At 63.5% G+C, this 19,499-nt stretch carries 19 protein-coding genes; 13 read left to right on the top strand and 6 right to left on the bottom strand.

From position 1 onward, the window contains the following. The first annotated feature begins 55 nt into the window (after positions 1–55). Positions 56–1,195, top strand: coding sequence for a phospholipase A (locus ACVOMF_RS06020; protein ID WP_481508455.1), 1,140 nt, complete (start codon positions 56–58; stop codon positions 1,193–1,195). A gap of 3 nt (positions 1,196–1,198) precedes the next feature. Further along, positions 1,199–1,549, top strand: coding sequence for an arsenate reductase (glutaredoxin) (gene arsC, locus ACVOMF_RS06015; protein ID WP_481508454.1), 351 nt, complete (start codon positions 1,199–1,201; stop codon positions 1,547–1,549). Between the two features lie 55 nt (positions 1,550–1,604). Here the strand turns inward: arsC and ACVOMF_RS06010 are convergent, their stop codons facing one another. Beyond that, positions 1,605–2,138 (bottom strand): DsbA family protein, encoded by a 534-nt coding sequence (locus ACVOMF_RS06010; protein WP_481508453.1) that lies wholly within the window; start codon positions 2,136–2,138, stop codon positions 1,605–1,607. A 188-nt stretch (positions 2,139–2,326) separates the two neighbouring features. Between ACVOMF_RS06010 and ACVOMF_RS06005 the strand changes: the two genes are divergently transcribed. Continuing rightward, positions 2,327–3,436 (top strand): sterol desaturase family protein, encoded by a 1,110-nt coding sequence (locus ACVOMF_RS06005; protein ID WP_481508452.1) that lies wholly within the window; start codon positions 2,327–2,329, stop codon positions 3,434–3,436. Between the two features lie 78 nt (positions 3,437–3,514). Here ACVOMF_RS06005 and ACVOMF_RS06000 read toward each other — a convergent pair whose 3' ends face one another. The 3 genes from ACVOMF_RS06000 to ACVOMF_RS05990 all read right to left on the bottom strand — a co-directional run bounded on the left by ACVOMF_RS06000 (position 3,515) and on the right by ACVOMF_RS05990 (position 6,219). Beyond that, positions 3,515–4,150, bottom strand: a complete 636-nt coding sequence (locus ACVOMF_RS06000; RefSeq protein ID WP_481508451.1) for a glutathione S-transferase family protein — start codon at positions 4,148–4,150, stop codon at positions 3,515–3,517. Between the two features lie 159 nt (positions 4,151–4,309). Beyond that, positions 4,310–4,609, bottom strand: coding sequence for a hypothetical protein (locus tag ACVOMF_RS05995; protein WP_481508450.1), 300 nt, complete (start codon positions 4,607–4,609; stop codon positions 4,310–4,312). 92 nt (positions 4,610–4,701) lie between these two features. Beyond that, entirely contained in the window at positions 4,702–6,219 is a 1,518-nt protein-coding gene (locus tag ACVOMF_RS05990) for a fumarate hydratase (RefSeq protein WP_282271569.1), read from the bottom strand. A gap of 232 nt (positions 6,220–6,451) precedes the next feature. Here ACVOMF_RS05990 and sigJ point away from each other — a divergent pair, with 232 nt between their 5' ends. From sigJ to ACVOMF_RS05945, 9 genes are all read left to right on the top strand, one after another. Continuing rightward, positions 6,452–7,348 carry an RNA polymerase sigma factor SigJ gene (sigJ, locus tag ACVOMF_RS05985; protein WP_481508449.1) on the top strand — a complete coding sequence of 299 codons (897 nt, stop codon included), beginning with the start codon at positions 6,452–6,454 and terminating at the stop codon, positions 7,346–7,348. Between the two features lie 36 nt (positions 7,349–7,384). Beyond that, complete coding sequence (locus ACVOMF_RS05980) at positions 7,385–7,834, top strand: carboxymuconolactone decarboxylase family protein (RefSeq protein WP_481508448.1); 450 nt, start codon at positions 7,385–7,387, stop codon at positions 7,832–7,834. A 77-nt stretch (positions 7,835–7,911) separates the two neighbouring features. Further along, the gene (locus ACVOMF_RS05975) at positions 7,912–8,556 is read left to right on the top strand and encodes a trimeric intracellular cation channel family protein (protein WP_282272938.1); all 645 of its coding nucleotides are present in this window, start codon (positions 7,912–7,914) and stop codon (positions 8,554–8,556) included. A gap of 284 nt (positions 8,557–8,840) precedes the next feature. Continuing rightward, positions 8,841–9,158 carry a BON domain-containing protein gene (locus tag ACVOMF_RS05970; protein WP_481508447.1) on the top strand — a complete coding sequence of 106 codons (318 nt, stop codon included), beginning with the start codon at positions 8,841–8,843 and terminating at the stop codon, positions 9,156–9,158. A 70-nt stretch (positions 9,159–9,228) separates the two neighbouring features. After that, the gene (locus tag ACVOMF_RS05965) at positions 9,229–11,088 is read left to right on the top strand and encodes an ABC transporter ATP-binding protein (RefSeq protein WP_481508446.1); all 1,860 of its coding nucleotides are present in this window, start codon (positions 9,229–9,231) and stop codon (positions 11,086–11,088) included. Positions 11,089–11,334: 246 nt separating this feature from the next. Next, a complete protein-coding gene (locus ACVOMF_RS05960; RefSeq protein ID WP_481508445.1) occupies positions 11,335–12,123 on the top strand; it encodes a ferredoxin--NADP reductase in 789 nt (262 codons plus the stop codon). Positions 12,124–12,235: 112 nt separating this feature from the next. Continuing rightward, positions 12,236–14,644 carry an AAA family ATPase gene (locus ACVOMF_RS05955; protein ID WP_481508444.1) on the top strand — a complete coding sequence of 803 codons (2,409 nt, stop codon included), beginning with the start codon at positions 12,236–12,238 and terminating at the stop codon, positions 14,642–14,644. Positions 14,645–14,757: 113 nt separating this feature from the next. Further along, positions 14,758–15,036 carry a type II toxin-antitoxin system RelE/ParE family toxin gene (locus tag ACVOMF_RS05950; RefSeq protein WP_481508443.1) on the top strand — a complete coding sequence of 93 codons (279 nt, stop codon included), beginning with the start codon at positions 14,758–14,760 and terminating at the stop codon, positions 15,034–15,036. Continuing rightward, entirely contained in the window at positions 15,036–15,329 is a 294-nt protein-coding gene (locus ACVOMF_RS05945) for a HigA family addiction module antitoxin (RefSeq protein WP_481508442.1), read from the top strand. The genes ACVOMF_RS05950 and ACVOMF_RS05945 overlap by 1 nt, the downstream gene beginning before the upstream one ends. Positions 15,330–15,345: 16 nt before the next feature. On the opposite strand, the gene ACVOMF_RS05940 is transcribed toward ACVOMF_RS05945, so the two are convergent. Continuing rightward, on the bottom strand, positions 15,346–15,828 hold the full coding sequence (locus ACVOMF_RS05940) for a glutathione peroxidase (RefSeq protein ID WP_481508441.1): 483 nt from the start codon (positions 15,826–15,828) through the stop codon (positions 15,346–15,348). 155 nt (positions 15,829–15,983) lie between these two features. Here ACVOMF_RS05940 and ACVOMF_RS05935 point away from each other — a divergent pair, with 155 nt between their 5' ends. Further along, a complete protein-coding gene (locus ACVOMF_RS05935; protein ID WP_481508440.1) occupies positions 15,984–18,155 on the top strand; it encodes a M3 family metallopeptidase in 2,172 nt (723 codons plus the stop codon). Positions 18,156–18,497: 342 nt separating this feature from the next. Here ACVOMF_RS05935 and ACVOMF_RS05930 read toward each other — a convergent pair whose 3' ends face one another. After that, positions 18,498–19,499 (bottom strand): HlyD family secretion protein, encoded by a 1,002-nt coding sequence (locus ACVOMF_RS05930; RefSeq protein WP_481508439.1) that lies wholly within the window; start codon positions 19,497–19,499, stop codon positions 18,498–18,500.

The following is a 19,499-nucleotide window of genomic DNA, read 5'->3' as shown; positions in this document are numbered from 1 at the left end:
TGCAATTTCCCCGATTGCCCCGGCCCGGCCACCCCACAGCGACCGGATGGAACCAATGCAAACACACGCTCTATGCCATGCCCTGCTGCTCATCCTGAGCGGCGCCAGCGCCTCCGCCCTTGCCCAGGAATCGATGCCGACGCCCGCCTCGCCGCAGGCCTGCTTCGCGCTTGAGACCGATGCCACCCGTCTGGCCTGCTACGACAGCGCACTTGGCCGTACCCCGACCGACACCCGCGCAGCCGATGCTGCGGCAGCCGCCGCTCTGCAGGCGCGCAAGGAGGCCAAGGCCACCGCCAAGGAGCTGGACGAGCCGCTGCCGCGCCGCAATGAGCTGTTCGCGCATGACGAACTGGATTCTGCTGCCGCCAACGCCGGCCGTGGCTCCCTGCTCGACAGCCGCTGGGAACTGGCCAAGGACTCCAAGCTGGGGCTGTTCCAGCTGCGCGCCTACAAGCCGGTGTATCTGCTGCCGGCCTTCTGGAGCAGCAAGCCCAACGAGATGCCGCATTCGCCCAACCCAAACAACACCGTCACCCAGGCCGAAGAGCTGGACAGCACCGAGCTGAAGTTCCAGCTCAGCTTCAAGACCAAGGTCACCGAGAACCTGTTTGGCGACAACGGCGACATCTGGGTTGGCTATACCCAGAGCTCGCGCTGGCAGGCCTATAACAGCGAACTGTCGCGCCCGTTCCGCGAGACCAACTACGAGCCGGAGGTGATGTTGACCTTCCGCAACGGCTACTCGTTGTTCGGCTGGAACGGACGCATGACCGGCTTCAGCCTCAACCATCAATCCAATGGCCGCAGCGATCCACTCTCGCGCAGCTGGAACCGGGTGGTGATGAACATCGGCCTGGATCGAGAGAACTGGGCCATCATGCTGCGCCCGTGGTACCGCATCCCGGAAGGTCGCAGCGACGACAACAACCCGGATATCGAGGACTACATGGGCCGTGGTGATGCCACCTTGGTCTACAACCGCAACGGCCATGAACTGGCCATCACCGGCCGCCATTCATTGCGCAGTGGTGATCGCTCGCATGGCTCGCTGCAGATGGACTACGGCTTCCCGATCAACAAGCTGCTGCGCGGCCATGTGCAGGTATTCGATGGCTACGGCGAGAGCATGATCGACTACAACCACCGCGCCACCTACATCGGCCTTGGCGTGTCCCTGCTGGAGTGGTTCTGAACAATGAAAGCGACCATCTGGCACAACAACCGCTGCTCCAACTCACGTGGCGCGCTGGCGCTGCTGCAGGAAGCCGGTGCCGAAGTCGAGGTGATCAACTACCTCGACAGCCCACCTTCGCCCTCACAGCTGCGCACGCTATTGGACGCCATGGGCATGCCCGCTCGCGACCTGTTGCGAAGCAAGGAGGCAGCCTACGCCGAGCTTGGGCTGGCTACCAAGCTTGATGACGAGACCGCGCTGATCGAGGCAATGAGCCAGCACCCGACGCTGATCAATCGCCCGATCGTGCGTACCGCAAAGGGCACCGCATTGTGCCGCCCGCCGGAAACCGTGCTCGGCCTGATCGACTGAGCCAAGGCAACTGCGGCGCCCACCCTGGCGCCGCAGCTGCGTGCGCCAAGCACCCTCAGTTTCGCTTGGCGCTGGCCTGGACGATGGCGTCGTAGAGCTCTTCGAAGCTTTGCCTGGGCTGGAATAATTCGCCATTGATGAAGAAGCTGGGCGTGCCAGTGACACCGCTACGCATACCGCTCTCGATATCACGCTGTATCCGCAGCAGATTATTGCTGTCGTCCATCGCTGCGACCAGCCCATCTTCCGGCAAGCCCAGCTCACGCATCAGCTCGCGGTAGACCACCTCGCCGAGCTGCTGTTGGCTGCGGAACAACGCGTCATGCGCCTCCCAGAATTTGCCGTGGGCGGCGGCGTACTCGGCGGTGATCGCGGCAGGCAACGCCTGCGGATGCGCCTGCACCAGCGGAAAATTGCGGAACACCAGACACAAGCCATCGCCAAAGCGCTGCTGCAGCCGCTTGACCAGCGAAAACGCCTCGCCGCAGTACGGGCATTGGTAGTCGGCATACTCAACCAGTACGACCGCAGCATCCAGCTTGCCCTGGATGTGATCAGCCGCGCTCACCGGAACCATCAATCCACTCATCCATCCACCCCAGATCATTCCCGGAAGGCCCAGCGTACAAGCACATGGCGTGCCCGTGCCTGATGCACATCAAGCTACCGCCATAAATGCACAGCCAGCGTGAAGCAGGCCGTCCCGGGGCTCCCGTACCACTTTCCCCGTTCAGCAGACGCAGGCAGAATCGGCCGATCAAAGACAGGAAGTCCGCAATGGTCCGTACCCGCCGCTCGTTCTTTGCCTACGGCTCCGCGCTGCTTGGGGTCTTGAGCCTGCTGGCCGTCGCCTGCTTCCATTTCCCCGAACTGCTGACCAGCCGCGAGTTCCGCGCGGTCTACAACGAGCAGTTTGCCCGCCACCTGCTGCTGGTTGGCCTGGCGGCCGCCTTCATCATGGGCACCGTCGCCATCCTGCGTGATCGCAATAAACGCATCGCCACGTTGGGCGTGGGCACGGCAACCGCGGCGGTGCTGCTGGGCGGCACCAACGTGCAGTTCGACGCCATCGGCAATACCCCTTACTCACTGGGGCTGGATTGGTTCGTGCTGTCGCTGTTCTTCTCGGCACTGGTGTTCGTGCCGCTGGAGCGTTATCTCGGCAAGCGCGAACTGTCACCGTTACGCCCAGGCTGGCGCACCGATGTGGCCTATTTCTTCATGAGCCACGTGCTGGTGCAGTTCATCCTGATCCTGGTGACCGCCTCCACCTCGACCATCGCCGGGCTGGCCGCCTTTCCCTCCCTGAAGGCTGCCATCCAGTCCTTGCCGGTGTGGGCGCAGTTCCTGATCGCGGTCTTCGTCGCCGACATGGCACAAGCCCTGCTGCACCGCGCATATCACAACATCCCCTGGCTCTGGCGCTTCCACGCCGTGCACCATTCCAGCAGGCATATGGATTGGCTGGCCGGCTCACGCGTGCATTTTGTCGAGATCGTACTGACCCGAAGTGCCGTGTTGCTGCCGCTGCTGATCCTTGGCTTCTCCACCTCGGCGCTGAATGCCTACGTGATCCTGGTCGGCCTGCAGGCGGTGCTGGCACACGCCAACCTTGGCATCCGCTTCGGCTGGTTGGAGTACCTGCTGGTGCTGCCGCGCTACCACCACTGGCATCACGCCCGGCAGCAGGAATACGTCGATGTGAACTACGCCATTCACCTGCCCTTGGTGGACATGTTGATGGGCACCTTCAAGCTACCGCGCGATCAGGCGCAATGGCCGCAGGAATACGGCGTCATGAAACTGGAGACGGTGCCAAACGGCATCATCAAACAGCACCTGATGCCATTCCAGGGCGGGCGCAAGTTCGACGACCACGTCGATTGAGTTCCTTGCGCTCGATCGGTTGTGGGGGCGGCTTAAGCCGCGAAGCCATAGTTGCCTGCAAGCTCCGCCTCGCCACCCTCACAACCAATCACTGATCGCTTCACGCCGATAAACTTCGACAAATGCCGGCCGCGCCTTCATCCGCGCCGCGTGCGCAGCCAGCACCGGCCAGTTGTCGGTAGGCCGCGGCATGTTGCGGCTCCAGCGCATCAGCATCGTCAACATGAAATCGACGACGCTCAGCTGATCGCCCAGAACATAGGGGCCATGCGCACCCAGATGATCAGCCATCTGCTGCCAGGCTGCCTCCAACTGCAGCCGGGCCCGCTGCTTCACTTCCTCCGCATGCAACTCACCAGCCGGCTCCTGCGGATAAAACCAAGCGCGATACGCAGGCATCAAGGTGTACACGCAGAAACACATCCAGCGGTAGTAGTCACCGCGCGCGGTCGTGCCAGGCGCTGGCGCCAGCCCTGCCTGCGGGTGCAGATCGGCCAACTGCATGGCAATGGCAGCGGACTCGGTCAGCACCTGCCCATCCATGATCAGCGCAGGCACGCGGCCGGCAGGATTGATCGCCAGAAACTCCGCTGACTTCTGCTCGCCGCGTTCAAAGTCCAGTTGGCGCAACTCATGTTCAATGCCGAGCTCAAGCAAGAGCCAATGCACCACCAATGAAGCAGTGCTTTGCGATCCGTACAGAACAACTGACATGCGCTGGGTTCCCGGCTGGAGAAAACGCATTCTAACCAAGCCTGGCCTGACCCTTGTGGGAGCGGCGTAAGCCGCGAAGCTGATGATTTGATGACTTCCCGGGAAAGCCTCTGCCGAGCATGGCTCGGCACTACAGGCTCGTCGCAGCTATCGGCTGGTTCAGTTGCAGCTGTTCATGCAGCCGTTCAAACGCTCGCCACACACCGACGCGGCTGACCTGTTCTGGCAGAACGCCTGTGAAGTCTGGCAGGCACCGCGCAGCTCCGGATTGGTGATCTTGTCGCACTGGTTGTTGCGGTTCGCTTCACCGCAGTCGCCGTAGCTGCGCGGGTTGGCATTGCAGCGCTGATAGGCGTTCTGGCAATACGTCACGCAGGCTGCGGGATCATTGCGCGGCGCGCCATCCCAACCGCCTCCGCTTGCGCAAGCGGCGAGCAACAACACCATCGGAACAAGCATCCATTTGAACCTGCACATCGGACAATCCCTGGAAACGACGACGGCCCGAGCATAGCCCGGGCCGTCATTGCATCACCAGTGACAGCGTTCGATTACTCGACGATCACTGGAATCTTGCCGATGCGTGCCTGCCATTCGCGCGGACCAGTCTTGTGCACCGACTCGCCGGTGGAGTCGACCGCCACGGTCACCGGCATGTCCTGCACGGTGAATTCGTAGATGGCTTCCATGCCCAGATCAGCAAAGCCAACGACCTTGGAGGCCTTGATCGCCTTGGACACCAGATAGGCCGAGCCACCGACCGCCATCAGGTAGGCCGACTTGTTGTCGCGGATCGCCTCGATCGCGGCCGGGCCGCGCTCAGCCTTGCCGACCATGCCCAGCAGGCCGGTCTGTTCCAGGATCTGGCGGGTGAACTTGTCCATTCGGGTCGCGGTGGTCGGACCGGCCGGGCCCACCACTTCGTCACGCACCGGATCGACCGGGCCGACGTAATAGATGAAGCGGCCCTTCAGGTCCACCGGCAGCTGCTCACCCTTGTTGAGCATCTCGACCATGCGCTTGTGCGCGGCGTCGCGGCCGGTCAGCAGCTTGCCGTTGAGCAGCAGGGTCTGGCCCGGCTTCCACGCGGCCACTTCTTCCGGCGTGATGTTGTCCAGGTCGACGCGGGTGCCCTTGGACGCGTCGTAGGTCAGCTTGGGCCAATCTTCCAGCGACGGCGGGTCCAGCATCACCGGGCCACTGCCATCCAGGGTGAAGTGCGCGTGGCGGGTAGCGGCGCAGTTCGGGATCATCGCGATCGGCAGGTTGGCGGCGTGGGTCGGGAAATCCTTGACCTTGATGTCGAGCACCGTGGTCAGGCCACCCAGGCCCTGCGCGCCGATGCCCAGTGCATTGACCTTCTCGTACAGCTCCAGGCGCAGCTCTTCTGCACGGTTGGAGGCACCACGGGCCTGCAGATCGGTGATGTCGATTGGCTCCATCAGCGATTCCTTGGCCAGCAGCATCGCCTTTTCGGCGGTGCCGCCGATGCCGATACCGAGCATGCCCGGCGGGCACCAGCCAGCGCCCATGGTCGGCACGGTCTTGAGCACCCAGTCAACGATGGAATCGGACGGATTGAGCATTGCGAACTTGCTCTTGGCCTCCGAGCCGCCACCCTTGGCGGCGACGATCACATCGACCGTATTGCCCGGCACGACCTTGACGTTGACCACGCCCGGCGTGTTGTCCTTGGTGTTGGTGCGCTTGCCGGCCGGGTCAGCCAACACCGAGGCGCGCAGCTTGTTGTCCGGGTAGGCATAGGCGCGGCGGATGCCCTCGTTGGCCATGTCCTCGACACCCATGGTGGCGTCGTCCCAGCGCACGTTCATGCCGATTTCCAGGAACACGGTGACGATGCCGGTGTCCTGGCAGATCGGCCGATGGCCTTCGGCGCACATGCGCGAGTTGATCAGGATCTGGGCAATGGCCTCTTTGGCCGCCGGCGACTCTTCGCGCTCATAGGCAGCGGAGAGGTTCTTGATGTAGTCGACCGGGTGGTAGTACGAGATGTACTGCAGTGCGTCGGCGACGGACTGGATGAGGTCTTCCTGCTTGATCGATGTCACGGCTAGCTCGCTTGCTGAAGGCTGGCGGGGGTTCAGCCCACCATTTTACGCCTTGCCGCGGCGTAGTGCTGCCCGACCTTGGGCGTGGGAGAGGCGTCAGCAGCGAAACCGGTGAACGGACAGATCTTCAGCTTCGCGGCTGACACCGCTCCCACAACCTCAACCGCAGCCAGGCTTTGGTTCAGGCAAAGTGGCACTGTCACGCCAGCCCGCCCCGCGCCGTCCTGCCTTCATGAACCCCGAATCCATCTTCCAGACCCACCGCCCGCGCCTGCTGGCACTGGCCTACCGCATGCTGGGCAGCCGCGCGGATGCCGAGGACGTGTTGCAGGACGCCTGGCTGCGCTGGGCGGGCAGCGAAACCGCCGACATCCGCGACGCCGAGGCCTGGCTGATCACCGCGACCACGCGACTCAGCCTGGACCGCCTGCGCGCGGCCAAGCGTGAGCGCCAGCACTACCCCGGCCCGTGGCTGCCGGAACCATTGCAGGTCGAACTGTCGCCCGACACCGCAACCGATCCTGCACAGGTCCATGCCGTCGCCAACGAAGTCTCCGTCGCCTTCCTGACCCTGCTGGAGCAACTGAGCCCAGACGAGCGCGCCGCTTTCCTGCTGAAAGAGGCCTTCGACCACAACTACCGCCAGATCGGCAGCCTGCTAGGCCACAGCGAGGCCAATTGCCGGCAACTGGTGCGCCGGGCAAAGCAGCGCCTGCAGGCCGGTGCACCACGCTTCCAGCCGCCGCCGGCACAGCATAGGCAGCTGCTGCAGCGCTTCATGGAAGCGGCCCAGCGCGGCGACAGCCCCGCCATCCAGGCCCTGCTGCATGCCAATGCCGCCCAGTTCTCCGACGGTGGCGGCATCGTCACCGCTGCCATCCGCCCACTGCGGGGCGCCGAGCGCATCGGCCGTCTGTACTGGGCCATCGCCCGCCGCGGTGCTGCCCTGCCCGCCCAACTTGGCTACGTCAACGGCGAACCGGCAATCCTGCGCTTCGCCGAAGGCAGGCTGGCCTCATTCACCACCATCGAAGTGGTGGATGGGCGCATCGCTGCCCTCTACAGCGTGCTCAATCCAGAAAAGTTGCCCCCACTTGTCACGCACGAAGCCGCTGCTGCGTCCTTGTAACGAAAGACGGCCATCGTGGCTGTCTGGAGAAACCTGATGTCCGCTACCACCTTCCCCCGCGCGCCCTACACCCGTCTCGCCGCCGATGCCTTCAAGGGCCTGTTGGCCACCAGCAAGGCCGTGCATGACAGTTCCATCGAGCACGAGCTGCAGGAGCTGGTGTTCCTGCGCGTATCGCAGATCAACGGCTGCGGCTACTGCATGGACATGCATGCCACCGCCCTGCGCAAGTCCGGCATCGAACCGCGCAAGCTCGACACGCTGCCGGCCTGGCACGAGAGCCGCTTCTTCGATGAGCGCGAGCGCGCCGCGCTGGGCTGGGCCGAGGCGATGACGCGGCTGCCGGATGGCGCGCCCTCGCAGGCCGCCTTCGATGCGTTGAGGCCGCATTTCGACGACAAGGGCATCAGCGACCTGAGCATGGCCGTGGCGGTGATCAACGCCTGGAATCGACTCGGCGCCAGCTTGCTACCGCCGCTGCCCTGATCGATAGAGGAACCCAAAGCCATCAATCCAGCCCGGACTGATGGCCGCAGCCGGCGCCACACCGCACAATATGCCGCATGGGAACCCTCGTACTGATCCTCGACCTCATCGGCACCTTCGTCTTCGCCCTGTCCGGGGCAACGATGGGCGTGCGCCGGCGACTGGATATCTTCGGCGTGCTGGTGCTGTCGTTCGCGGCGGCACTGGCCGGCGGCATCACCCGCGACCTGCTGATCGGCGCTACCCCGGTGGCGGCGATCAGCGATTGGCGCTACCCGGCTATCACCCTGGCTGCAGGCATCGTCACCTTCTTCTGGGCGCCCTTGATCGAGCGCATGCAGTACCCAGTACGCATGTTCGATGCGATGGGTCTGGCGCTGTTTGCCGTAGCCGGTACGCAGAAGGCATTGGCATATGGCATCGATCCGCCGATGGCGGCTGCCCTGGGCATGTTGACCGGCATTGGCGGCGGCATTGCCCGTGATGTGCTGCTGGCACAGGTGCCGCTGGTTTTGCAGGCCGAGTTGTATGCGGTTGCGGCCCTGGCCGGTGCTGCCGTGGTCGCCGTCGGTTATTGGCTGGGCTTGCCACCGTTGCCGTGTGCCCTGGTTGGTGCAGGACTGTGTTTTGGCCTGCGGATGATGGCGATGCATTTTGGCTGGCATCTGCCGGTGGCGTTGCAGTCATCGGAGCCACCGCCGCCGGAAGGGCCGCGGAAGTGATCTAGGGGATGCAGGCGCGTGGCTATTGTTTTTTTGCTCTCCCCGCTTTGATGGCGTCCTTCCCGCGAAGGCAGGAATGACGGCACGAGGACAGAGATTAGGGGCAGAGCCAAAGCCAAATCTAAAGCACCCCTCCCCAACCCACCCCTTGCCTGCGGCAAAGGGTGGGAGTGAAACGCCGGCCGTACCCTTGGCTCCAGCAAAGCCAGGAAGCGAAGCCGAGGTAACGTCAAACTCACACCTGATCCGCCATGGTGGAAGTCCCACATCCAGAGGACCCAACCATGGCCGCAGAACGCTCCGACACCCTGATCGGCGATGAAGTCGTCCACACCCTTGGCCAGCAGGCGCAAACCTCGCAGGTACTTGCCCAGGTCAGGGATGGCCAGGTGACCTTGTCCGGCGACGTTCCCAGCACCGAAGTCAAGCACAAGGTTGAAGCAGTCATCGCCGCCATCGAAGGCGTGCGCAACGTGGTCAGCCATCTCAATGTCGACAACGGCAAGCGATCGTTCGGTAGTGCAGGCGAGGCTGTCCGTGACAATCCAGACGGTCGCGACGACGCGCAGATGGGCGATATCGACCTGGGCAAGGACGGTTGAGCACCTTGAGGCAGCGGGCTCAACACGTTTGCAGGTAACCTGAACCCGCATCTCGCTGCTTGAGTCCATCATGCCCCACCCCGAGCCCGCTCCCGTCAAGAAACCCAGCTTCCGCGAGCGCGTCGATGCGATGCGCAACCTGCCGCCTTTCCTGCGGCAGGTGTGGCAGACCAGCCGCTGGCTGACACTCGCCAGCCTCGGCCTGCGCCTGGTCCGTGCATTGATGCCGGTGGCAATGCTGTACGTGGGCAAGCTGATCATTGATGAAGCGGTACGCCTGGCTGGTGCTGGTCCGATGCCACCGCTGGCAGAGGCGTTCTCCAGCGGCCATCTCAATACCCTGCTTGAGCTGCTGTTGCTGGAGTTGGCCATCGCGATCGGTTCGGACCTGCTTGGCCGACTGATCAACTACGCCGATTCGCTGCTGTCCGAGCTGTTCACCAACGCCACCAGCGTGCGGCTGATGGAGCACGCCGCCGAGCTCGATCTGGAAGATTTCGAAGACCCCGACCTGCAGGACAAGCTGGACCGTGCCCGCCGCCAGACCATGGGCCGCATGAGCCTGATGAGCCAGCTGTTCGGCCAGGTGCAGGACACCATCACCGTCGTCAGTTTTGCCGCCGGCCTGATCGTCTACGCACCATGGCTGATCGTGCTGCTGGCGATTGCCCTGGTCCCGGCCTTCATTGGCGAGTCGCACTTCAACACGCTGGGCTATTCGCTCAACTTCAGCTGGACGCCCGAGCGCCGCCAGCTCGATTACCTGCGCCAGGTTGGTGCCAGCGTGGAAACGGCCAAGGAGGTGAAGATCTTCAACCTCAACCGTTTCCTGATTGATCGCTACAAGCTGCTGGCCGAGCGCTTCTACAAGGCCAACCGTGCGCTCGCACGCAAGCGCGCGATCTGGGGCACGCTGTTGGCTGCCCTGGGGACGCTGGGCTATTACGCCGCCTATGGCTATATCGCCTGGCGCACCATCCGCGGTGACTTCAGCATCGGCGACCTGACCTTCCTGTCCGGCAGCTTCCTGCGCCTGCGCCAGTTGCTGGAAGGCCTGCTCACCGGTTTCTCGCAGGTCGCCGGACAGGCGCTGTACCTGGATGACTTGTTCTCGTTCTATGCCATCGAACCGGAGATCCGTTCGCGTCCGGATGCGATCGCCATACCGCGACCGATCCGCGAAGGCTTTGTCTTCGACAACGTCGGTTTCCGCTACCCGGACGCCGAGCGCTGGGCGGTACGCAACCTCAGTTTCCATCTGCAGGCGGGTGAAGTGATTGCGTTGGTCGGCGAGAACGGCGCCGGCAAGACCACCCTGGTCAAGCTGCTGGCACGCCTTTACGACCCGGACGAAGGCCGCATCCTGCTCGATGGCCGCGACCTGCGCGACTACGACCTCGACGACCTGCGCGCCAACATGGGCGTGATCTTCCAGGACTTCGTGCGCTACCACCTGTCTGCTGGCGAGAACATCGGCGTTGGCTTGGTCGAAGCCATGAACGACAAGGAGCGTATCCGCAATGCGGCGCGACGCGCACTGGCCGATGAAGTGATCGACGCCCTGCCCGCTGGCTATGAGCAGCTGATCGGGCGCCGCTTCAAGACCGGCGTGGACTTGTCCGGCGGCCAATGGCAGAAGATCGCCATCGCCCGCGCCTATATGCGTGATGCGCAGGTGATGATCCTCGACGAGCCCACCGCAGCGCTGGATGCGCGGGCTGAGTTCGAGGTATTCCAGCGGTTCAAGGAGCTGTCGGACAACTGCACTGCTGTGTTGATCTCGCACCGTTTCTCATCGGTGCGCATGGCCGATCGCATCCTTGTGCTGGCCGACGGCCGTATCGAAGCCAGCGGCACCCACGAGGAGCTTATGGTTGAAGGTGGTCGTTACGCGGAGCTGTTCGAGCTGCAGGCAGCGGGCTACAGATAAGCCACATGTAGTGCGGAGCCATGCTCGGCAGTGGCGTTCCCGGCAAAAAGCCCCCCTCCCCAGCCCTCCCCTTGGCCTGTGGCCAAAGGGAGGGAGCGTAGTGCCGAGGCATGCTCGGCAGAGACACTACCGGTAGAGCCCCTGCCGAGCATGGCTTGGCACTACAACAGCCCAGTCAAATGAGATTCATTCCTATTTATGGGTTATCGGCTAGAATAGGCGGGTCTCCAATCTACGAATCACGGCATGTCTTCCGCTTTTGGCGCCGAAACGGTGCTTGAGGTCCGTCACTGGACGGACGCCTACTTCAGCTTCTCCACCACCCGCGACAGCGGCTTCCGCTTCGAGAATGGCCAGTTCGTGATGATCGGGCTGGAAAACGAAAACGAAGGCGCCCGCCCGGTGTTGCGTGCCTATTCCATCGCCAGCGCCAACTGGGAAGAGCAACTGCACTTCTTCAGCATCAAGGTGCAGGAAGGCGCACTGACCTCGCGTCTGCAACACCTCAAGCCCGGCGACAAGGTATTGGTCGGCAAGAAGCCCACGGGCACCCTGCTGATCAGCGATCTGCACCCCGGCAAGAACCTCTATCTGTTGGGCACAGGCACCGGCCTGGCGCCGTGGTTGAGCGTGGTCAAGGACCCGGAAACCTACGAGCGTTTCGACAAGGTGATCGTCTGCCACGGCGTGCGCTACGAGAAGGACCTGGCCTACCGCGAGTACTTCGAGCAGGAACTGCCGAACGACGAGATCCTCGGCGATATCGTCCGCGACAAGCTGCTGTACTACCCGGCGGTCACCCGCGAGCCCTTCCCCAACCAGGGCCGCCTGACCTCGCTGATGGAAAGTGGTCAGATGCAGGAAACACTCGGCCTGCCGCAGCTGGATCCGGCCAACGACCGCTTCATGATCTGCGGCAGCCCGCAGATGCTGGCCGACCTGCGCAACGTGCTGGACGCACGCGGCTTCGAGGTTTCCACGCGCATCGGCACCGCAGGCCACTACGTGTTCGAGCGCGCCTTCGTCGAGAAGTAAGGTGTGCAGGGTTCTTACCGACCATTGGTCGCTATGAACCCAGACAATGATGGCGTAGCGTAACGGCCGGATCACACTGATCCGGCCGTTTTCAGTTCAGGGGAAAGGATTCATGGTTTCAAGCAGTTCCCGCAGCAGCTTCATCGACAACCAGCGCAGCGTGCTGCTCGACGAGCTGGCGCAATGCCAGCAACGTACCGAGACCGCAAAGCAGGCGATGGGCGCTGCCTACCCCGCCGCATGCCAGGCAGCGCAGACGATGCGCCCAGCGTTCGAAGAGGGTCTGGCACAGGAGCGCCGCAATATCCGGCGGCAAGGCCGCAAAGGCAGCTGGGGCCCTGCGTTGACCTTGCGCGCCACCTTGGGCACTGGTGGTGTCCGCACTGTGGCCTGGTTGCTGCTTCTCGGCAGCTTGGTTTTGTATGGCCCGGTTCGGAACTTCTGCGGCCAGCTGTCGTACACGCTGCCCTTCCCGGCCAGCACGCTGTTCCTGTTGTTCGTCTACATTCCGCCTGGCCTGGTCCTCTATGCGCTGTTGGTCTGGCTGGGCCGCAACCGTATGTCAAAGCGCAATGCCGCCGCAGGGTTGGCATCGATCGATGCGTTGGGCAAACGCCAGCTGCAGCTGCACGCCTTCGGCAAGAAGCACGGCGATGGCCGCAGCCACCCCTATCCCGTCGTCCGCGCGCCCGCCCCCTCGGTGGAGAAGCTGGGCAACAGTTGGCAGCTCGGTGACAAGCACGACAACTCCAACGCGGTGATGGTTGGCATGAGCACTGATGTCGCCAACGACAAGGACCCCGACATCTTCATCCGCCTGCCGCTCAACGGCCACCCCGGCGGCCTTGTACGCGTCCGCGCCGAAGCGGATGAACACGCCGCGACGTGGACTCCATTGGCTGCCGAACTGGCACCCATGCTGGCACCACTGGCCCAGCCCATTCTTGACCTGCAGGCACTGAGCGCGCCGTATGAGCGCGAGTTGCAGCTGCAGCAGTCGCTGCTGACCCGGCTGGCCTCGCTGGACAAGCTGGAAGCCAACTGGAAGGACGTCGCCATCCCGGAACAGACCCTGGAGCAGGTGATCAAACTGGTGGACCGTTTTGCCGCCGGCACCCCGCCGCTGCCCAAGGGCATGCTGCTGTGGGGTCCTCCCGGCACGGGCAAAACCCTGATCGCACGCAAGCTGGCCGAACACGTGGACTGCAATTTCGTCGCAGTCACCATCGCCGATCTGAAGGGCGAGCACATCGGCCACACTGGTCCCAAGGTCAAGAAGATCTGGGAAGACGCACGCAGCAAGGGCCCAACCATTCTGTTCGTGGACGAATGCGAAAGCGCCTTCGCCCGCCGCGGCAGCCGCGACACCGACAATTTCGGCAACGAACTGGTGCAGACCTTCATCGCCGAATGGGATGGCTTCAACCAGGGCAGCGGCAATGTGCTGGTGATTGGCGCCACCAATCGCCAGGAGTTGATCGATGATGCGGTGCTGTCGCGCTTCACCGTTTCCATCGAATTGGCCTCGCCCAACGCCGAGGCGCGCGAGCGCATCCTGCTGGCCGAGTTCGACAAGGCCCAGCTGGCATTACCGGTGACCGAAGCGCTGGTGCGTGAAACCGCCGGCATGTCCGGACGCGACCTGTCCACCCTGATCACCAGCGTGATGGCTACCCACCCGGCTGGGCGTCCTGCGCAAAGCGACTTCAGTGCCGCCATCGCGCGCCTGCGCGGCAAGAGCTCCACCTCGGTGCAGACCTTGGGCTGGGACGATGTGATCGTGCCGGCCAGCACCCGTGCCGAGTTTGAAAGCCTGGGCAAGGAGCTGCTGCATGCCGAAGAACTGGCGCGGATGAACATCCCGGTGCCACGCGGCATCCTGTTGTACGGCCCGCCCGGCACCGGCAAGACCCAGATCGCACGCGTGCTGGCCGGCCAGTCCGGGCTGTCCTTCATCGCCGCCTCGTCGGCGGAAATCAAGGGCCAGTTCCTCGGCGACGGCGGCGCACGGGTCAAGCAGCTGTTCGAAAAAGCCCGTGCGCAGGCACCGTGCATCCTGTTCCTCGATGAGATCGACACCATTGCCCCACCCCGCGGCAGCGGCAATTCCGACAAGTTGAACGCCGAAATCGTCGCCCAGCTGCTGCAGGAACTGGACGGCATCAGCACCAAACAAGGCCAGGTATTCCTGCTTGCCGCCAGCAACCACCTCGAAGCCATCGACAGCGCCCTGCTGTCGCGGTTGGAGCGCAAGATCCAGATCGGCCTGCCCGACATCGACGCGCGCGCCGCCATCCTGCGCCTTCAGCTGGCTGGCAAGCCCCTGGATTTTGCCGTGGACGAGGTGCTTGGCACCTTGGCAGCCGCCACCGAAGGCAGCTCCGGCCGCGACCTGCAGTCACTGGTCACCGCCGCCACCCGCCGCGCCCTGCAACGCGCCATGGCCGAACACGGCGACCCTACCAAGGTGCAGCTGCAGCAGAAAGACCTGCTGGACGAAGCGGAGACCGATCCGGTCTAAGCAAGGTTGCCCGGCGCAGTCCAGCGCCGGGCACTCCCACACCCCGACTGAGCCCGCTACCGCCTTCGCCCCTCAGCAAATGTTGCGCGATGCGCAACATGCTGCAATCCAGCATGATCAAGTCATTCCGACACAAAGGGCTGCGCAAGCTCTATGAAACCGGAAGCACCGCTGGCATACAGGCCAGTCATGCGAATCGACTGCGCCTGCAGCTGGCGGCACTTGATACAGCACACACAATCGAGGACATGGATATCCCTGGATTTCGCCTGCACGCACTGAAGGGTGAGATGAAGGGACGCTGGTCGATTGCCGTCAGCGGCAACTGGCGTGTCACCTTTGAATTCAAGGATGGCAATCGCCACGTGCTGGACTACGAGGACTATCACTGATGAGCATGCACAACCCGCCGCATCCGGGCGCCTTCATTTCCGGCATCTATCTGGAGCCGAACAATGTCAGCGGCCGCGAATTGGCACAGGCACTTGGGGTTTCCGCCTCGACGTTGAGCCGGGTGTTGAACGGCAGCAGCCGGGTCAGCCCCGAAATGGCCTTGCGCCTATCTGTGGCCCTTGGACGCAGTCCGGAAAGCTGGCTCGCGATGCAGGACGCGCATGATCTCTGGGTCGCCCGCCAGCATGTCGATCTGAAGTCTGTAGGCCGCCTGCAGCTGGCTGCGGCTTGATTACGCAGCGCTCGCTTCAACCCAACGCAGCCCGGATATCCGCTTCCAGCGCCTCCGGGCGCGCGGTCGGCGCGTAGCGGGCAAGCACCTGCCCGTTGCGGCCGATCAGGAACTTGCTGAAGTTCCATTTGATCGCGGCGATGCCCAGCGCGCCGCGCTTCTGCCGCTGCAGCCATTGCCATAGCGGATCCGCGTCGGCACCGTTGACCTTGAGCTTGGCCGACAATGGGAAGCTGACACCGTAGTTGATGCTGCAGAAGTCCTGGATGGCGGCGGCATCGCCCGGCTCCTGGTGGCCGAACTGGTCGCAGGGGCAGCCCAGCACCACCAGCCCCTGCGGGCCCAGCGCCTGCCACAGCTGCTCCAGCCCTTCGTACTGTGGGGTGAAGCCGCACTTGGACGCGGTATTGACGATCAGCAGCGCCTTGCCGTCAAACGCAGCCAGCGGCAGCGGACGGCCATCCAGCGCGGTCAACTCGAAATCAAAGGCATTGGGCATGACAAGGCTCCTCACAGGACCGCCAGCGTACGCCATCACGGCGCCAACGGCATGCAAGATGTGGCCTTTCAGCGCAACCATGCCATTCGACACACCCATACAGGCGCGCCTGCAGGTACCCTGAAAGATCAGTCTTTTTTACCGGAGTTTCCGCCTTGAACACCCGTCTCGCCCTCGCCCTTGCCGCGACCCTGGGTCTTGCCCTGCCGGCTTACAGCCAGGCCGCAACCACTGCGACCACCCAGTCGGCCCAGCAGGCCAATCCGTTCTTCGCTGAAAGCCCACTGCCGCTGCACTACCCGCAGTTCGACAAGATCAAGGACGCCGATTTCGCGCCGGCTTTCGACGCTGGCATGGCCCAGCAGCTGCGGGAAGTGGAAGCGATCGCCAACAACCCGGCCGCCCCGACCTTTGAAAACACGCTGATTGCGCTGGAAAACAGCGGCGCCGTGCTGGACCGCGCCACCACCGTGTTCTTCGCGCTGATCGGCGCCGACACCAACGACGCGCGCAAGAAGCTGCAGGGCGACTACTCGGCCAAGTTCGCCGCCCACAGTGATGCCATCAACCTCAACGGCAAGCTGTTCGCTCGCATCGAGACCCTGTACAACAACCGCGCCAACCTGGGCCTGGACGCTGAAAGCCTGCGTCTGGTCGAGAAGTACCGCGACAACTTCGTCCGCGCCGGTGCCAAGTTGGGCGACGCCGACAAGGCCAAGCTCAAGGCGATGAACGCCGAGCTGGCCAACCTGGGCACCAAGTTCAGCCAGAACGTGCTGGCCGAGGTCAACGCCTCCTTCATCGTGGTTGATGACGTCAAGCAACTGGACGGCCTGTCGGCCGAGCAGATCGCAGCCGCTGCCGAAGCCGCCAAGGCCCGCAAGCTGGACGGCAAGTACGTCATCGCCCTGCTCAACACCACCGGCCAGCCGCCGCTGACCAACCTGGCCAACCGCGAGCTGCGCCAGAATATCTACGAAGCCTCGGTCTCGCGTGGCAGCAAGGGTGGCGAGTACGACAACACCGCACTGGTGTCGCGCATCATGACCCTGCGCGCCGAGAAGGCCGCACTGATGGGCTTCCCGAACTTTGCCACGTATTCGCTGGGCAACCAGACCGCCAAGACCCCGGAAGCAGTCAACGCCATGCTCGGCCAGCTGGCCCCGGCCGCCGTCACCAACGCCAAGCGCGAAGCTGCCGACCTGCAGGCAATGATCGACAGCGAGCAGAAGGCAGCCGGCAAGCCGACGTTCGAGCTGCAGCCGTGGGACTGGGCCTTCTACAGTGAGAAGGTTCGCCAGGCCAAGTACAACTTCGACGAATCGCAGCTCAAGCCCTACTTCGAACTGAAGAACGTGCTGGAGAACGGCGTGTTCTTCGCCGCCGGCAAGGAATTCGGCCTGAGCTTCAAGCAGCGCACCGACCTGCCGGTTTACCACGACGACGTCACCGTCTATGACGTGTTCGACGCCGATGGCAGCCAGCTGGCGATCTTCATCTTCGATCCGTATGCACGCGAGTCCAAGCGTGGCGGTGCGTGGATGAATGCCTATGTGTCGCAGTCGGGCCTGACCGGCGACAAGCCGGTGGTCGCCAACCACCTCAACATCCCCAAGCCGCCGGCCGGCAAGCCGACCCTGCTGACCTGGGACGAAGTGACCACCACCTTCCACGAGTTCGGCCACGCACTGCACGGCATGTTCTCGGACGTGAAGTACCCGTACTTCGCCGGCACCGCGGTGCCGCGCGACTTCGTCGAGTTCCCCTCGCAGGTGAACGAGATGTGGTCCGACGAGCCGACCATCCTGGCCAACTACGCCAAGCACTACCAGAACGGCTCGGCGATGCCGCAGGCGCTGCTGGACAAGGTGATTGCCGCGTCCAAGTTCAACCAGGGCTTTGCCACCACCGAGTACCTGGGCGCCGCGATGCTGGACCAGAACTGGCACCAGATCGGTGTTGGCCAGATCCCGGCACCGAAGGACGTGATGAAGTTCGAGCATGATGCGCTGGTCAAGGACGGCATCTATTACGCGCCGGTCCCGCCGCGCTACAAGACCCCGTACTTCAGCCACATCATGGGCGGCTACTCGGCTGGCTACTACGCCTACATCTGGTCGGAAGTGCTGGATGCCAACACCCAGAAGTGGTTCCGCGAGAACGGCGGCCTGTCGCGCGCCAATGGCGACCACTTCCGCAAGACCCTGCTGTCCAAGGGCGGCAGCGTCGATGCGATGGAGCTGTTCCGCAACTTCGCCGGCCACGAGCCGCAGATCGAGCCGCTGCTTGAGAAGCGTGGTTTGACCACCGGTGCTTCTGCCAAGTAAGCAGTCGCTGGTTTTGATGGAAAGAAAACGCCCGGCTTTGCCGGGCGTTTTCTTGTGCTTCGTGCGGCAGATCAAAAGCCCCCTCATCCGCCCTCCGGGCACCTTCTCCCGCAGGCGGGAGAAGGGAGTGGTCCGACGCTGCGGGGCTCTGATGCATTGCTTGCGCGCATGCATGGCGCGGCGAACCTTCAGCTCAAGCAGCGCCAGCATTCCCTTCTCCCGCTCGCGGGAGAAGGTGCCCGGAGGGCGGATGAGGGAGCTTTTCGCTTCCAGCTTTGTGCTTCTGGCTCTGTCGGACTTCGCACAACCAAGGTCCCGTCCGCAAGCAAAGCAAACCCAACCCTACCGCCCACGCTCCACAATCACCGTAGCGGTCATGCCATTGGCCAACACAACGCCCTTCGCAAACGAACCGGCGTCCAGCTTGATCCGAACCGGAATCCGTTGCGCCAGCCGCACCCAGTTGTAGGTCGGGTTCACATTCGCCAGCAGATCACTGCCGGTCGGGCTATCCGCATCGGTGATGCCATGCGAAATGCTCTCGATATGCCCGTGCAGCTCCTGCCCGCTCATCAACTGCACGCGGGTGCCGTCGCCCACATGCAACTGCGCCAGCTTGGTCTCTTCGAAATAACCGTAGACCCAGAACGAATTGGTATCGATCACCGCCAACTTGGCCGCGCCGGCGGTAGCGTAATCACCCTGCCGTACTTCCAGGTTGGTCACATAACCATCCACCGGCGCCCGCACCTGGGTGCGCTCCAGGTTCAATTCGGCCGTATCCAACGCTGCTTGCGCCTGCTCCACCGCTGCCAGTGCCTGCTGCTGCGAGGCATTGGCCTGCTGCCGACTGGCCTGCGCCTGTGCCACCCCGGCGCGCGCTGCCTGCACAGCACTGAACGCATCGGTGCGCGCTTCTTCGGAAATCAAACTGCCGGTGATGCGTTGGCGTCGCTCGTACTGCTGTTGATAGCGGCTGGCATTGGCACTCTGCTGTGCAGCGCCGGCTGCCGCGACCTGGATGCTTGCACCAGCCGCACGTGCCGCTGCCTGTGCGGCGGCCAGGTTGCCGCGCGCCTGGTTCAAGGCGTTCTGGTAGCGCGCAGGATCGATCTGGTAGAGCACGTCGCCGCGCTTCACCAACTGGTTGTCACGCACCGCCACCGCGCTGACCGGGCCGGAGACGTCCGGGGCCACGCGTACCACTTCCGCGCGCAGGCGACCTTCCCGGGTCCACGGCGAGTACATGTAATGCCGCCACATCGCCATCGCGATCAAGGCAGCTATCGCCACCACCACGGCGGTGATGGAGAAACGAAGAATGGATTGGACTTTGGGGGTCAT

Source organism: Stenotrophomonas sp. STEN022 (assembly GCF_056760155.1).
The sequence above is the reverse complement of the archived record's forward strand: the minus strand, read 5'-3'. Positions and strand labels throughout refer to the sequence as shown.

What these genes read in the sequence shown, in the direction of transcription:
- ACVOMF_RS06020 (WP_481508455.1), top strand. Translation starts at nt 56, where the DNA reads ATGCAAACACACGCTCTATGCCATGCCCTGCTGCTCATCCTGAGCGGC.
- arsC (WP_481508454.1), top strand. Translation starts at nt 1,199, where the DNA reads ATGAAAGCGACCATCTGGCACAACAACCGCTGCTCCAACTCACGTGGC.
- ACVOMF_RS06010 (WP_481508453.1), bottom strand. Translation starts at nt 2,138, where the DNA reads ATGAGTGGATTGATGGTTCCGGTGAGCGCGGCTGATCACATCCAGGGC.
- ACVOMF_RS06005 (WP_481508452.1), top strand. Translation starts at nt 2,327, where the DNA reads ATGGTCCGTACCCGCCGCTCGTTCTTTGCCTACGGCTCCGCGCTGCTT.
- ACVOMF_RS06000 (WP_481508451.1), bottom strand. Translation starts at nt 4,150, where the DNA reads ATGTCAGTTGTTCTGTACGGATCGCAAAGCACTGCTTCATTGGTGGTG.
- ACVOMF_RS05995 (WP_481508450.1), bottom strand. Translation starts at nt 4,609, where the DNA reads ATGCTTGTTCCGATGGTGTTGTTGCTCGCCGCTTGCGCAAGCGGAGGC.
- sigJ (WP_481508449.1), top strand. Translation starts at nt 6,452, where the DNA reads ATGAACCCCGAATCCATCTTCCAGACCCACCGCCCGCGCCTGCTGGCA.
- ACVOMF_RS05980 (WP_481508448.1), top strand. Translation starts at nt 7,385, where the DNA reads ATGTCCGCTACCACCTTCCCCCGCGCGCCCTACACCCGTCTCGCCGCC.
- ACVOMF_RS05975 (WP_282272938.1), top strand. Translation starts at nt 7,912, where the DNA reads ATGGGAACCCTCGTACTGATCCTCGACCTCATCGGCACCTTCGTCTTC.
- ACVOMF_RS05970 (WP_481508447.1), top strand. Translation starts at nt 8,841, where the DNA reads ATGGCCGCAGAACGCTCCGACACCCTGATCGGCGATGAAGTCGTCCAC.
- ACVOMF_RS05965 (WP_481508446.1), top strand. Translation starts at nt 9,229, where the DNA reads ATGCCCCACCCCGAGCCCGCTCCCGTCAAGAAACCCAGCTTCCGCGAG.
- ACVOMF_RS05960 (WP_481508445.1), top strand. Translation starts at nt 11,335, where the DNA reads ATGTCTTCCGCTTTTGGCGCCGAAACGGTGCTTGAGGTCCGTCACTGG.
- ACVOMF_RS05955 (WP_481508444.1), top strand. Translation starts at nt 12,236, where the DNA reads ATGGTTTCAAGCAGTTCCCGCAGCAGCTTCATCGACAACCAGCGCAGC.
- ACVOMF_RS05950 (WP_481508443.1), top strand. Translation starts at nt 14,758, where the DNA reads ATGATCAAGTCATTCCGACACAAAGGGCTGCGCAAGCTCTATGAAACC.
- ACVOMF_RS05945 (WP_481508442.1), top strand. Translation starts at nt 15,036, where the DNA reads ATGAGCATGCACAACCCGCCGCATCCGGGCGCCTTCATTTCCGGCATC.
- ACVOMF_RS05940 (WP_481508441.1), bottom strand. Translation starts at nt 15,828, where the DNA reads ATGCCCAATGCCTTTGATTTCGAGTTGACCGCGCTGGATGGCCGTCCG.
- ACVOMF_RS05930 (WP_481508439.1), bottom strand. Translation starts at nt 19,499, where the DNA reads ATGACCCCCAAAGTCCAATCCATTCTTCGTTTCTCCATCACCGCCGTG.